The sequence below is a fragment of the Deinococcus aquiradiocola genome (genome assembly GCF_014646915.1).
Lineage (GTDB): Bacteria > Deinococcota > Deinococci > Deinococcales > Deinococcaceae > Deinococcus > Deinococcus aquiradiocola.
Genome location: NZ_BMOE01000023.1, coordinates 21,170 through 33,276 on the forward strand (window position 1 = coordinate 21,170; position 12,107 = coordinate 33,276).

The 12,107-nt window shown below is 68.6% G+C and carries 18 protein-coding genes; 15 read left to right on the top strand and 3 right to left on the bottom strand.

Annotated elements, in window-relative coordinates; genetic code table 11:
* Positions 1 to 64 precede the first annotated feature (64 nt).
* The 8 genes from infA (at position 65) to IEY33_RS18420 (ending at position 4,360) form a co-directional block, all read left to right on the top strand.
* On the top strand, positions 65 to 322 hold the full coding sequence (gene infA / locus IEY33_RS19395) for a translation initiation factor IF-1 (protein WP_268238852.1): 258 nt from the start codon (positions 65 to 67) through the stop codon (positions 320 to 322).
* A 221-nt stretch (positions 323 to 543) separates the two neighbouring features.
* A complete protein-coding gene (gene rpmJ, locus IEY33_RS18390) occupies positions 544 to 657 on the top strand; it encodes a 50S ribosomal protein L36 (protein ID WP_124869580.1) in 114 nt (37 codons plus the stop codon).
* Entirely contained in the window at positions 657 to 1,037 is a 381-nt protein-coding gene (gene rpsM / locus IEY33_RS18395) for a 30S ribosomal protein S13 (protein WP_188964752.1), read from the top strand. The genes rpmJ and rpsM overlap by 1 nt, the downstream gene beginning before the upstream one ends.
* Positions 1,037 to 1,429, top strand: coding sequence for a 30S ribosomal protein S11 (rpsK, locus tag IEY33_RS18400; RefSeq protein ID WP_188964753.1), 393 nt, complete (start codon positions 1,037 to 1,039; stop codon positions 1,427 to 1,429). Before rpsM ends, rpsK begins: the two co-directional genes overlap by 1 nt.
* 134 nt (positions 1,430 to 1,563) lie before the next feature.
* Positions 1,564 to 2,184, top strand: a complete 621-nt coding sequence (gene rpsD, locus IEY33_RS18405; RefSeq protein ID WP_188964754.1) for a 30S ribosomal protein S4 — start codon at positions 1,564 to 1,566, stop codon at positions 2,182 to 2,184.
* 14 nt (positions 2,185 to 2,198) lie between these two features.
* Positions 2,199 to 3,185, top strand: a complete 987-nt coding sequence (locus IEY33_RS18410; RefSeq protein WP_188964755.1) for a DNA-directed RNA polymerase subunit alpha — start codon at positions 2,199 to 2,201, stop codon at positions 3,183 to 3,185.
* A 97-nt stretch (positions 3,186 to 3,282) separates the two neighbouring features.
* Positions 3,283 to 3,633 carry a 50S ribosomal protein L17 gene (rplQ, locus tag IEY33_RS18415; protein WP_188964756.1) on the top strand — a complete coding sequence of 117 codons (351 nt, stop codon included), beginning with the start codon at positions 3,283 to 3,285 and terminating at the stop codon, positions 3,631 to 3,633.
* Positions 3,634 to 3,730: 97 nt separating this feature from the next.
* A complete protein-coding gene (locus IEY33_RS18420) occupies positions 3,731 to 4,360 on the top strand; it encodes a TapB family protein (protein WP_188964757.1) in 630 nt (209 codons plus the stop codon).
* 61 nt (positions 4,361 to 4,421) lie between these two features.
* On the opposite strand, the gene IEY33_RS18425 is transcribed toward IEY33_RS18420, so the two are convergent.
* The 3 genes from IEY33_RS18425 to dcd are packed head-to-tail and all read right to left on the bottom strand — an operon-like array spanning position 4,422 to position 5,762.
* Positions 4,422 to 4,628: a hypothetical protein gene (locus IEY33_RS18425; RefSeq protein WP_188964758.1), complete on the bottom strand. Its 207-nt coding sequence runs from the start codon at positions 4,626 to 4,628 to the stop codon at positions 4,422 to 4,424.
* A gap of 17 nt (positions 4,629 to 4,645) precedes the next feature.
* Positions 4,646 to 5,194, bottom strand: a complete 549-nt coding sequence (locus IEY33_RS18430; RefSeq protein WP_229671152.1) for a GNAT family N-acetyltransferase — start codon at positions 5,192 to 5,194, stop codon at positions 4,646 to 4,648.
* 7 nt (positions 5,195 to 5,201) lie between these two features.
* Positions 5,202 to 5,762 (bottom strand): dCTP deaminase, encoded by a 561-nt coding sequence (gene dcd / locus IEY33_RS18435; RefSeq protein WP_188964759.1) that lies wholly within the window; start codon positions 5,760 to 5,762, stop codon positions 5,202 to 5,204.
* A 75-nt stretch (positions 5,763 to 5,837) separates the two neighbouring features.
* On the opposite strand from dcd, the gene IEY33_RS18440 reads away from it, so the two are divergent.
* The 7 genes from IEY33_RS18440 to IEY33_RS18470 all read left to right on the top strand — a co-directional run bounded on the left by IEY33_RS18440 (position 5,838) and on the right by IEY33_RS18470 (position 11,967).
* On the top strand, positions 5,838 to 6,599 hold the full coding sequence (locus IEY33_RS18440; protein WP_188964769.1) for a metallophosphoesterase family protein: 762 nt from the start codon (positions 5,838 to 5,840) through the stop codon (positions 6,597 to 6,599).
* A gap of 60 nt (positions 6,600 to 6,659) precedes the next feature.
* Entirely contained in the window at positions 6,660 to 7,604 is a 945-nt protein-coding gene (gene era / locus IEY33_RS18445; protein ID WP_229671153.1) for a GTPase Era, read from the top strand.
* A 289-nt stretch (positions 7,605 to 7,893) separates the two neighbouring features.
* Positions 7,894 to 8,853 carry a ParA family protein gene (locus tag IEY33_RS18450; RefSeq protein ID WP_188964760.1) on the top strand — a complete coding sequence of 320 codons (960 nt, stop codon included), beginning with the start codon at positions 7,894 to 7,896 and terminating at the stop codon, positions 8,851 to 8,853.
* Positions 8,854 to 8,959: 106 nt separating this feature from the next.
* Positions 8,960 to 9,865, top strand: a complete 906-nt coding sequence (pdxY, locus tag IEY33_RS18455; protein WP_188964761.1) for a pyridoxal kinase PdxY — start codon at positions 8,960 to 8,962, stop codon at positions 9,863 to 9,865.
* 195 nt (positions 9,866 to 10,060) lie between these two features.
* Positions 10,061 to 11,062, top strand: coding sequence for an alpha/beta hydrolase family protein (locus IEY33_RS18460; protein WP_373288147.1), 1,002 nt, complete (start codon positions 10,061 to 10,063; stop codon positions 11,060 to 11,062).
* 76 nt (positions 11,063 to 11,138) lie between these two features.
* Positions 11,139 to 11,396 (top strand): hypothetical protein, encoded by a 258-nt coding sequence (locus tag IEY33_RS18465; protein ID WP_229671154.1) that lies wholly within the window; start codon positions 11,139 to 11,141, stop codon positions 11,394 to 11,396.
* A 28-nt stretch (positions 11,397 to 11,424) separates the two neighbouring features.
* Entirely contained in the window at positions 11,425 to 11,967 is a 543-nt protein-coding gene (locus tag IEY33_RS18470; RefSeq protein ID WP_188964763.1) for a GNAT family N-acetyltransferase, read from the top strand.
* Positions 11,968 to 12,107 lie beyond the last annotated feature (140 nt).

Below are 12,107 nucleotides of genomic sequence, written 5' to 3' on the forward strand. Positions count from 1 at the left end.
CACTGATTTGGCGCATCTGGGCTGGCAGCGCCGGTGGCCTGAGACGGCCGGGCCTGGAGGGTACGTGGCAAGAAGAAGGCTTCCTGAGCAACGCGAGAAGAGTAAGAACAAGGAATCGGACACGGTACGCGCCGAGGGCGTGATCACCGAGGCACTCCCCAACACGACCTTCAGGGTCCAGCTCGACACCGGGCATGACCTGCTGGCGTACATCAGCGGCAAGATGCGGATTCACTACATCCGGATCCTGCCCGGTGACAGGGTGGTACTGGAGATTTCTCCTTACGACACCACGCGTGGCCGCATCGTCTACCGCAAGTAGACCGCTGGCCGCTCCGGGCACGACTTGCCCGTCCCTCCTGGGGCCGGGCGGGAACAGGGCGAGGCCGCGCGCCTCCTGGCTGTTCCCGGTGCAGGTAAGCAGGGCGTGACGGGCCGCACGGCCCCGATCATCAGATTCTCCTGAGCGGGGCAACCTGAAGTTCAGGAGGGTCGAGCGTCGGCCACACGACCATGATTGGTCAGGCGGCGCGAGGAGGATGTATGAAGGTACGCAGCAGCGTCAAGAAGATGTGCGACAAGTGCAAGGTCATTCGTCGCCACGGACGCGTGATCGTGATTTGCGAGAACGTGAAGCACAAGCAGAGGCAAGGCTGATGGCCCGCGTTGCAGGCGTCGACCTGCCCCGCGAGAAGCGTGTCGAGATCGGCCTCACGTACATCTACGGCATCGGGCCCACCCGCGCCAAGGAAGTGCTGGCGCAGACCGGGATCAACCCCGACACCCGCGTGAAGAACCTGACCGAAGCCGAGCAGAGCACCCTGCGCGACGTCATCGAGAAGACCTACAAGGTCGAGGGTGACCTCCGCAGCGAAGTCGGTCAGAACATCAAGCGCCTGATGGACATCGGCAGCTACCGTGGCCTGCGCCACCGCCGTGGCCTGCCCGTCCGTGGGCAGCGCACCAAGACCAACGCCCGCACCCGCAAGGGACCGCGCAAGACGGTGGCTGGTAAGAAGAAGGCGGCGAGGAAGTAATGGCACGTTCAACGAAAGGCAAGGCCCCGCGCCGCGTCCGCCGCAACATCTCGGCCGGTCGCGCCTACATCCACGCCAGCTACAACAACACCATCGTCACCATCACCGACGTGGACGGCAACAGTGTCGCCTGGAGCAGCGGCGGCACCATCGGCTACAAAGGCAGCAAGAAGGGCACGCCCTACGCGGCCCAGCTGGCCGCCGCTGACGCCGTCAAGAAGGCCCAGGGCTTCGGCATGAACATCGTCGACGTCGTGGTGCGCGGCTCGGGCTCCGGCCGTGAGCAGGCCATCCGCGCCATCCAGGCGTCCGGCATCGACGTGAAGTCCATCATGGACGACACCCCCGTGCCGCACAACGGCTGCCGCCCCAAGAAGAAGAACCGCCTCTAAACAATTTGCCCTGACCCACCTGGCGCGTCTCATCGGTACTGCCCGGCAGTACTCGGCCCGGACGCCCACCAGAGGGTCAGCTTTGCGTGTCAGCGGGCCAGTGCGCCCCTGACCATACGCATCAAGGAGTAGAAATGGGTCGTTTCCGTGGTTCCATCGTCAAGCAGAGTCGCCGTGAGGGCATCAACCTCGCCGAGACCGAAAAGGTCCAGAAGTACCTGGACAAGCGCCCCTACGCTCCCGGCCAGCACGGCCAGCGTCGCGGCCGTGGCCGCCCCAGCGACTACAGCGTGCGTCTGCGCGAGAAGCAGAAGCTCGCCCGCCTGTACGGCATGAACGAGAAGCAGTTCCGTAACCTCTTCGAGGAAGCGGCCAGCATCCCCGGCGTGACCGGCACCGTGTTCCTGCAGCTGCTGGAGCGCCGCCTCGACAACGTCGTGTTCCGTATGGGCTTCGCCAGCACCCGCCGTCAGGCGCGCCAGTTTGTCGGCCACGGTCACATCCTGGTCAACGGCAAGCGCGTGGACATCCCCAGCTACCGCGTCAAGATCGGTGACGAGATCAGCGTCGCCGAGCGCAGCCGCCAGATGGGCTTCGTCCAGGAGAACGCCGAGGCCAGCAAGCGCCGCCGCGTCAGCCCCTGGCTGGAAATGAACCCTGAGAACTTCACGGGCAGCTTCGTCCGCGTCCCCGCTCGCGAGGACCTGGCCCTGCCCATCAACGAAAACTTCATCATCGAGTATTACTCGCGTTAATCGGAGGCTACAGCGTGGATCAAAAGCGCCCCCAGCTCAAGGCCCGTGTCGATGGCGACTATGGCGAATTCATCCTGGAACCGCTCAAGCGTGGTTACGGCGTCACCATCGGCAACCCCCTGCGCCGCATCCTGCTCTCGTCGATTCCTGGCACCGCCGTCACCAGCGTCTACATTGAAGACGTACTGCACGAGTTCTCGACCATTCCTGGCGTTCAGGAAGACGTCATCCGGCTGATCCTGAACCTCAAGGAGCTGGTGGTGCGCTTCCACGCGCCCGGTCCCAAGACCCTGACGCTCCGCGCGCAGGGGCAGGGCAAGGTGCTCGCCAGCGCCTTCGAGGTTCCCTCGGACGCCGAGATCGTCAACCCCGACCTGCTCATCGCGACGCTCGCCGAGGACGGCAAGCTCGTCATGGAAGTGCGCGTCGAGGAAGGCGAAGGCTACGACCCCGCCGACCGTCACAGCACCAAGGACCGCATCAACAGCATCCCCGTGGACGCCATGTTCTCGCCCGTACGCCGCGTCGCGTACCACGTCGAGAACACCCGCGTGGGACAGCAGACGGACCTTGACCGCCTGATCATCCGCATCTGGACGGACGGCAGCGCCGAACCCCAGACGGTGCTCGACAAGGCCGTGGACATCCTGCGTGACGAACTCAGCGTCTTCGGCAACGTCGAGACGGTGCACGTCGAACCGCAGGCGCAGGCTGCCCCCGTCATGGTGGCCGCCACCTACGAGCCGAACCCCACCCCGGCCCTCAGCATCAACCCCCAGCCGTACCCCAGCGACCTCGACAGCAACCCGCGCGTCACGCTGGAAGGCCTGGGCCTGACCACCCGCGTCCTGCACTCGCTGAAGGAAGAAGGCATCGACAGCGTCGACGCCCTCTGCGCCCTCTCCGACCGTGACCTCAAGAAGGTCCCCGGCATCGGCGAACGCAGCCTCGACGAGATCAAGGTGCAGCTGGCCCAGTTCGGCCTGGCCCTCAAGGACTAATTCACTCCGCTCTGACCCCAGGTGGTCAGGGCGGTTTCAGCGGGCAGAAACCGTCACTCCAGCAGTGCGCGAAGCCTGACCCGAAAGGAGACCCACCATGCGCCACGGACGTTCCGGTCGCAAATTCAACCGCAACAGCAGCAGCCGCGAGGCGCTCGCCCGCACGCAGGCCACCGCCCTGCTGCGCGAGGGCCGCATCCAGACCACCCTCACCAAGGCCAAGGAACTGCGCCCCTACGTCGAGAAGCTCATCACGACGGCCAAGGGCGGCGACCTCCACAGCCGCCGCATCGTCGCGCGCGACATTCAGGACAACAGCGTCCTGCAGAAGCTCTTCAACGAGATTGCCCCCAAGTACGAGGGCCGTCCCGGTGGGTACTGCCGCATCCTGAAGGTCGGCGTTCGCCGCGGTGACGCCGTCACCATGGCCCTCATCGAACTCGTCTAAAGCAAGTCTTTCAGAGCGCGGCCCCCGGTTCGTCCGGGGGCCGCGCCCTGTCGTGCGGCGCAACGCCCGCGTAACGCCCACCGTTTAGGCTGAAGGCATGACCCCGAACCACCGCCTGCTGCCCCTCTGCCTCCTCGTTTCGGGCGTCGCCGGAGCCGCCAGCCTCTGCGACAGCGGCCTGTTCCTCACGTCGGGCACCGCCACCTACCAGATCAAGACGCCGACGGGCACGTCGAAGTTCACCAGCCGCTCCGTGATCCAGGGTGACCAGATCCGGGTGACGACCACCAACGCCAGCGGCAAGGCCACGCCCACCACCTGGCTGTGCAGCAGCAGGGGAGCGACCCTGAAGGCCGAGCCGGGCGGCATGGCGATGAGCATTCAGAGCAGCTTCCTGCCCGGCAGCACGCAACTCCGGCCGGGGTACAGCTGGAAGAGCAGCACGAAGCTCGGCAGGCAGGGCGCCGGAATGACGTCGAACAGCACCAACCGCGTCACCGGGCGGGAACAGGTCGTCACGCCCGCCGGACGCTTCACCGCCTGGAAGATCCAGATTCAGACGGTCAGCAGCCTCGACATGCCTGCCGGAACCAAGATGCCGCCCGGCATGTCCGGACTGAACCAGACGAGCGAATCGTCGGCATGGTACGCGCCGGGCGTCGGTCTGGTCCGCAGCGAAGACAGGAGTAACGGCGTCACCCTGACGCTGATCAAGGTGGCGAAGTAACCGGCCGACAGAGGAAAGGGGCGACTCCACATCTGGAGTCGCCCCTTTCCTGCCGTGGCTGTCAGCCCTGCTTGCTGGCCGGGACGTTCCGGGCTTCCTTCACGTCGTCAGGCGTTTCCTGGTTGCGGGGGGCGTTCGCTTCGCGGTCCTCGGCGCTCTTGAAGGACGCCTTGTGGCCGTCCTCGATCTGCTCGACTTCCTTGCTGTCGCGCTCGTACTGACCGGGGAGGCTCGTCTTGCCGCTGTTCTTGTCGTCTTTGTCAGGCATGAGGTCAGTGTGCCGCGTCAGTCCGGGCGCTTGATGTTGCGCGCCTCAAGATCACTTGGTGTTTGCGGGTCGGTCGGCGCGGCGTACAGGCGCACCAGCGGGTGCGTGCCGTCCGCCGTGGCCCACGGGGCGGGCGCCGTGCCGAGCGCGCGCCAGCCGCTCCGGACGTAGAAGCGGTTGGCGGCCGCGTTGTCGTCCCGCGTCTGCAGCACGGCCAGCCGCCCACCCTGGCGGGCCAGGGTCAGGGCCGCGTCCATCAGCGCGCGGGCCACTCCGTGCCCGCGCAGGTCGGGACGCACGAAGAGCCGCTTCACCTCGACCAGCACGGTGGGTGCGGCTCGGTCCGCCGGGTCCGGCGTCACGGGCCAGTCGTGCGGGCGGGCGACCGGGACCAGCAGCACCTGACCGGCCACCTCCGCCACCCACGCGGCCAGCGGGGACGCCGCCCGCACGAACGCCTGTGGGTCGTCCAGCCAGACGTCCGGGTACCCGTCGTGGTCGTGCACGGCCCGCAGGACCGCAGCGAGCGCGGGCAGGTCCGCGTCCCGCCGGGAGCGGATCAGCACGCCCGGCTCACAGCCTGGGGAGGGTCACGCCGCGCTGCCCCTGGTACTTCCCGGCACGGTCCGCATACGTCACCTCGGGGCGCTCGCCCTCGAAGAACAGCAGCTGGACGCAGCCCTCGTGCGCGTACATCTTGGCGGGCAGCGGCGTGGTGTTGCTGAACTCCAGCGTCACGTGCCCCTCCCAGCCGGGTTCGAGCGGCGTGACGTTCGCGACGATCCCGCAGCGTGCGTACGTGGACTTGCCGAGCGCCACGACCATCACATTGTCCGGAATCTTCATGTACTCCAGGCTACGGGCCAGCACGAAACTGTTCGGCGGAATGATGATCTCCGGCGCCTGGATGTCCACGAAGGACCGCTCGTCGAAACTCTTCGGGTCCACGATGGCGCTCATGACGTTCGTGAAGACCTTCCACTCGTCGGCGCAGCGCAGGTCGTATCCGAAGCTGCTCAGGCCGTAACTGATGACGCTGGCGTTCTCGGCCGTGCGGACCAGCCGGTCCTCGAAGGGGGCGATCATGCCCGCGAGGGCCAGCTCACGGATCCGCCAGTCGGGAAGAATACTCATGCGGAGCAGTCTAGAGCAGTTCAGGCGCGGGCCTCGCGGGCCGGACTTCGTTCTATGCTGCTGTGCGTGACTGACCTGCGCCTCGCTGTGATCTCGGACGCCCACGGGAACGCCTACGCCCTCGACGCCGTGCTGAGCGAGGTGCGCGCCGAGACGCCCGACCTGATCCTGAACCTCGGCGATCAGGTGGAGGGCAGCGCCGACCCCGCGCGCGCCTACGAGATGCAGGCGGCCCTGGGCGCAGTGGAGGTACGCGGCAACAACGAGGAGAAACTCTGGCCGGGCGGGCGGCGCGGCGAGCTGCCGCAACGGTTCGGCGCGTGGCTCGAACCCCGGCTCGGACCGCAGGCGATAGCGAGACTGGCGGGCCTGCCGCTCGTGGCGCGCGTCGCGGACGACGAGGTGCTCGCCTGTCACGGCACGCCCGGCAGCGCGTGGGACATGCTGCTGTGGCAGTGGCAGTTCACGTCGCCCGGCGCGAGTGACGGCGAGGGCTTCTACCGGGCGCGCGACCCGCGCGAACTGCGGGCCATGATGGACCCGCTGGCGGCGCGCGTGGTGCTGTGCGGGCACACGCACCGGCCCGGCGCGACCCGCGTGGGCGACACGCTCGTCGTGAACGCGGGCGCCGTGTCGGACCAGGTGGACGGCGACCCGCGCGCCCGCTGGACGCTGCTGGAACGCCGGGGCGGGCACTGGCACGCCGACTTCCGCACCACCGCTTACGACGTGGAGGGCGCCGTCCACTGGTCGCGCACGCACAGTCCCTTCGGGGAGTTCCAGGGGGAACTGCTGCGCAGCGGCACCATGCGCGGGCGCGGCAGCACCGCCCCCTGACCGGTCAGTCATGGCCTGCGGGCGTGTGGGCGGGCGCGCGTTGTGGTACTGTGGGGGGCTATGAAGGACATCACCTCCCAGTACATGAACGCCGACGGTCAGCCCACCCCCGTGAACACCCGCGCGGGCTTCGTGGCGATCGTCGGAAAGCCCAACGTCGGCAAGAGCACCCTGCTCAACAGCCTGCTCGGCGTGAAGATCGCGCCCACCAGTCCGCGCCCGCAGACGACCCGCAAGGGCGTGCGCGGCATCAGCAACCAGGGCGACACGCAGCTGATCTTCGTGGACACGCCGGGCCTGCACCGCCCGAAGGACGCGCTGGGGAAGTACATGAACGGCGAGGTGCAGAACGCGCTGGCCGACGTGGACGCCGTCGTGTGGGTGGTGGACCTGCGTCACCCGCCGACCGACGAGGACAGCATGGTGGCGCGCAGCATCCGTGACCTGCCGCGCCCCCTGACGGTGGTCGGCAACAAGCTGGACGTGTCCAAGTACCCGGAGGAGGCGCTGCGCCTGTACACGGCGCTGCTGGAGGGCCGCACGCACGAGACGCAGAGCGTGATGCTGAGCGCGCAGAACGACGTGAACAAGGTCGCGCAGCTCCGCACGGCCCTCGCCGCGAACCTGCCGGAGAACCCGTTCTTCTTCCCGGTCGGCGCGGCCAGCGACCAGAGCCGCGAGCAGTGGGCGGCCGAGATCCTGCGCGAGGAAGCCATGAAGAAACTCCGCGACGAGCTGCCGTACGCCGTCGCGACGCGCGTGACGAGCTGGACGGAACGCCAGGACGGCCTGCAGCGCATCGAGGCGGAGATCGTGGTAGACCGCGCGGGCCACAAGGGCATGGTGATCGGCGCGGGCGGCAAGCAGCTCGGCGCGATCGGTGCCGCGACCCGCAAGCAGCTGGAAGTGTTCCTGAACACCAAGGTCTTCCTGGGCGTGCAGGTCATCGTGATCCCCGGCTGGCGCGAGGACCAGGAGGCGCTGCGGGAACTGGGGTATGAATAAACCCAGCCCAGAGACGTGCAAGCGAATCTGGTTAAGGGAGGGGCCGTCCCCGACCGCACAGCCAACCCCAGCCCAGAGACGCCCAGGCGAATCTGGTTAAGGGAGGGGCCGCCCCCGACCGAGAGCCAACTCCAGCCCAGAGTTGCGGGAGTCCTTCCGTGCCGCTGCCTCGCTCCAGTCCAGTGATCCGTGAGGGTCGGGGCTGGAGTTCTTCGGAGGGCGGTCGGGCTTCATGGGGCGTGAAGTTGGGGGGGCGTGGCGGGGGCTGGTGGGGTAGGCTGCTCGTGTTATGACTCATGTCGTCAGCTTCATCAACCTGAAGGGCGGTGTCGCCAAGACCACGACGCTGGTGCAGCTGGCGGAGACGCTCGCGTTCATCAAGGGCAAGCGGGTGCTGGTGATCGATCTGGACCCGCAGACGAACGCGACGATCGCGTTGATGGGGGAGGCGCGGTGGGAGGCGGCGGACGAGGCGGGGCAGACGGTCGCGCAGCTGTTCCTGGATCAGATTCACGATACGCGGGTGTTCGACGTGAACCGGGCGGTGGTGCGGGGCGTGAGCAACCTGAACCGCATCCGGATTCCGGAGGACATGGAGCTGGGGCCGGAAGTCACGTACCCGCGCATCGATCTGCTGCCGAGCAGCATCCGGCTGATCGAGGCGCAGGACCGCATGGCGGACATCTCGACGCGGTCGCACTACACGGTGAGTCCCATGACGGTCATTCAGCGGGCGCTGGAGGGCCGGTTCTCGCAGTACGATTTCGTGCTGATCGACTGCCCGCCGAACCTGGGGTACATCACGCAGAACGGGCTGGAGGTGAGTGACGCGTACCTCGTGCCGACCATCGCGGACAAGCTGTCGACGTACGGCATTCCGCAGATCGTGAAGACCATCTCGCGGTTGCGGACGGCGCGGCACCTGAAGATCCGCTGCATGGGGGTGCTCGTCACAAAGTTCCAGACGGGCAGCAACATTCACAAGCGGGGCCTGGAGGCGCTGCCGGAGCTGCTGGAGCGGGCGTTCCTGGAGAGTGGGGAGGAGACGGCGCCGTTGTTCGAGGTGCGGATTCCGCAGGCGAACGCGACGGCGGAGGCGATGGATTTCGACCGGAGCGCCACGAACTTCCGGGACAAGTACGGGCGGCAGAAGTCCGGCAGTTACAGCAACCTGTACGAGCTGCCGATGCTGCTGGCGGACGAGTTCATGCACCGGCTGGACGAGTGGCGCGCAGGCGGAAGCGCCTGATCCGGGGTTCGTCCTCTGCTTCCGGCTGGCCGGACTGAACCCGCGTCCGTGCGGGTGCGGTTGGCGTCCGTGTGGGCGGGCCGGGGCAGGCGGGTATCCTGTCGGCATGAGTCGTCCTGAACTGCCGGTCAATATCCTGAGCATCCAGTCGTGGGTGAGTTACGGGCACGTGGGGAACGCGGCGGCCGTGTTCCCGCTGCAGCGCCTGGGCTTCGAGGTGTGGAGCATCAACACCGTGCAGTTCTCGAACCACACGGGGTACGGCAGCTGGACGGGGCAGGTGTACGCGCCGGAGGTCGTGGCGGAGATCGTGGACGGCATCGAGGCGCGCGGCGTGCTGCCCGCCTGCAGCGCCGTCCTGAGCGGCTACATGGGGTCGGAGGGGACGGTGGCGGCCGTGGTGGGCGCCCTGCAGCGCGTGCGGGCCGCGAACCCGGCCGCGCTGTACTGCTGCGATCCCGTGATGGGGGACGTGGGGCGGGGCGTGTTCGTGCGGCCTGAACTGCCGGAGCGGATCGCGGCGCTGGCCGTGCCGCACGCGGACCTGCTCACCCCGAACCAGTTCGAGCTGGAACTGCTGACGGGCCTGGAGGTCAGGACGCTGGAGGACGCGCTCGCGGCGGCCCGCGTGCTGCGTGGACGCATGCGGGCGGACGGTCCGGGCATCGTGCTCGTGACGAGCCTGCTGCGGGACGGCGCGCCACAGGACTCCATCGAGACGCTTGCCGTGACGGGTGAGGGCGCGTGGCTGTGCCGCACGCCGCTGCTGCCGCTCGACCCGCCGCGCAACGGGACGGGCGACGCGATCGCCGCGCTGTTCTTCGGGCATTACCTGCGGTCCGGCCGGGTGGACACCGCCCTGAGCCTCTCCATGAGCGCCCTGTACGCCCTGCTCGAACGCACGCACGCGGCGGGCACGCGCGAGATCCAGCTGATCGCCGCGCAGGACGAGTACGTGCTGCCGGGCCGGGTGTTCGCGGCCGAACCGGTCACGGCAGGTCCCACGGACTGACCCGGATTCCGGTCGAATCCCGCGGTGTGCGGGTTCAATTCGGGCGCACCGGGAAGGAAACAGACGCGAAACGGAACGCGTACGCCTCTGCCGTCCGGGCAGGGAGCGGGCCGGACCGGTGGCGGGCGTCACGGTCCGGCCCGGCCCTTCATGCGCCGCTGCGGGCCGCCTCACCCGTGCGTGCGAGCGTGCAGTGTGCCCACCTCGCGCCCCACCCTGCCGCGCCCGGCCTTCGTGTCCGCCGCGCTCCTGCTGACGACCCTCACCCTGACGGGCACCGCGCACGCCGCCTACCCCGCGCCGTCCACCAGCCCCCTGAGCATCGAGGCGATGCGGGCCCGCACGTACCCCGGCAGCGCCCTGACGGTCAGGCAGACGCTGCGGGTGGGCAGCAACTACACCCGGCAGGTCGTGAGCTACGTGTCGGACGGCCTGCGCATCGACGCGCTCCTCACCGTCCCGAACGGCACGCCCCCCAGTGGCGGCTGGCCCGCCATCGTCTTCAACCACGGGTACATTCCCCCCAACGAGTACCGCACCACCGAACGCTACGTGGCGTACCAGGACGCCTTCGCCCGCGCGGGCTTCGTGACCCTCAAGAGCGACTACCGCGGGCACGGCAGCAGCCAGGGACAGGCGCTCGGCGGGTACTACGATCCCGGCTACACGGTAGACGTCCTGAACGCCGCCGCGAGCCTGCGCCGCGACCGCCGCGTCAACCCCGCCCGGCTCGGCATGTGGGGACACAGCATGGGCGGCCACCTGACGCTGCGCGCCATGGTCATCGACCGCAGCATCCGGGCGGGCGTCATCTGGGCGGGCGTCGTCGCGCCGTACGACCTGCTGCAGACCGGCTGGACGCGCGGGCCGGGCGCGGAAACCATTCCCGCCGGCCTGCGTCGGCGCGGCACGGAAGTCCGCGCGCGGTACGGCACGCCCGCCCAGAACCCCGCCTTCTGGAGTGCCGTCAGCCCCAACAGTTACCTCAAGGACCTGAACGGCCCCCTGCAGCTGCACCAGGGAACGGCGGACGTGGAGGTCCCCGTCACGTTCCATCAGGCGCTGGAGCGCGGCCTGAAGTCCGCCGGGAAACCCTACACTGCGTACACGTACCCCGGCGACAACCACAACCTGAGCCGCAACCTGACGCTCGCCCTGAACCGCAGCGTCGCGTTCTTCAAAGCGAACCTGAAGTAAGTGTCGAAGCAGGTGCGGGCATCCCGGCGCGGCAGGTGCCTGCGCCCGGCCGCGCCGGACTTCGTATCATGCTGCTGTGCCGTCCTTCCTGCCGCCCCTGCTGGCCGCTGCCGTGCTTGCAGGCCTGAGCTTCGTGGTGTCGTACCCGGTCACGGTGGGGACCGTGCGGGTAGACGCGCTCGGGCTGTTCCTGATGGCGTTCGCGCTGCTGAACCTGCGCTTCGCGTTCCGGCAGGCCGGGCGTGGCGCGCGCGCCCCGTGGTGGTTCTGGCCCGCCGCGCTGCTCGTGGCGGCCCTCGTCACGTTCCGGACCGTGGCGGCCCTGCACGGCTGAACGCAGGCAGGGACGGCACAGGAGGCCCATGACACCCCACCCGCACATCCGTCCCGCCACCCCCGACGACGCCGCCCGCATCGCCGCCATTCACGTCCACAGCTGGCGTGAGACGTACGCGGGCCTCATGCCGCCCGCCTTTCTGGACGGCATGACCAGCGACGCCATGCGCGAGCGCCGAGAGCAGCACTGGGCGCGCACCCTGCAGGACGGCACCGAGGCCGTCCGGGTCGCGGAGCTGGACGGCAGGCTCATGGCGTTCGCGAGCGCCGGACCGACCCGGCCGCACCCCGCGATTCCAGGTGAGTACGCGGCGGAACTGTACACGCTGTACGCCCTGCGGGCAGGGCAGGGGCACGGTGTGGGCCGCGCCCTGCTGCGCGCCCTGCTGCCCGAACTGCAGGCACGGGGCGCGACCGGCCTGGCCCTGTGGGTGCTGAGCGCCAACCCCACCCGCGCGTACTACGCACGCCAGGGCGCGCACGAACTCGGCCAGAAGACCGAGACGACCCCGCACGGCGACCTGACCGAGACGGCCATGGGCTGGCCCGACCTGACCCGCCTCCGCTGACGGACCGGTCCGGGCATGACCGCCCGCATACCCGCCCGGTCGTGGGGTCATGGTAATGAGGCGTTGTAGCGGTGGATGAAGAGCCACACGAGCATCTCCAGATGGGCCTGCTTGCGGCTGAACGACAGGCTTTTCCGGAC

Coding starts and splice junctions, on each gene's coding strand:
- IEY33_RS18425 (WP_188964758.1), bottom strand. CDS start 4,628: ATGCCTGACAAAGACGACAAGAACAGCGGCAAGACGAGCCTCCCCGGT.
- rpsD (WP_188964754.1), top strand. CDS start 1,564: ATGGGTCGTTTCCGTGGTTCCATCGTCAAGCAGAGTCGCCGTGAGGGC.
- era (WP_229671153.1), top strand. CDS start 6,660: ATGAAGGACATCACCTCCCAGTACATGAACGCCGACGGTCAGCCCACC.
- rplQ (WP_188964756.1), top strand. CDS start 3,283: ATGCGCCACGGACGTTCCGGTCGCAAATTCAACCGCAACAGCAGCAGC.
- IEY33_RS18470 (WP_188964763.1), top strand. CDS start 11,425: ATGACACCCCACCCGCACATCCGTCCCGCCACCCCCGACGACGCCGCC.
- rpmJ (WP_124869580.1), top strand. CDS start 544: ATGAAGGTACGCAGCAGCGTCAAGAAGATGTGCGACAAGTGCAAGGTC.
- rpsM (WP_188964752.1), top strand. CDS start 657: ATGGCCCGCGTTGCAGGCGTCGACCTGCCCCGCGAGAAGCGTGTCGAG.
- IEY33_RS18450 (WP_188964760.1), top strand. CDS start 7,894: ATGACTCATGTCGTCAGCTTCATCAACCTGAAGGGCGGTGTCGCCAAG.
- rpsK (WP_188964753.1), top strand. CDS start 1,037: ATGGCACGTTCAACGAAAGGCAAGGCCCCGCGCCGCGTCCGCCGCAAC.
- IEY33_RS18420 (WP_188964757.1), top strand. CDS start 3,731: ATGACCCCGAACCACCGCCTGCTGCCCCTCTGCCTCCTCGTTTCGGGC.
- dcd (WP_188964759.1), bottom strand. CDS start 5,762: ATGAGTATTCTTCCCGACTGGCGGATCCGTGAGCTGGCCCTCGCGGGC.
- pdxY (WP_188964761.1), top strand. CDS start 8,960: ATGAGTCGTCCTGAACTGCCGGTCAATATCCTGAGCATCCAGTCGTGG.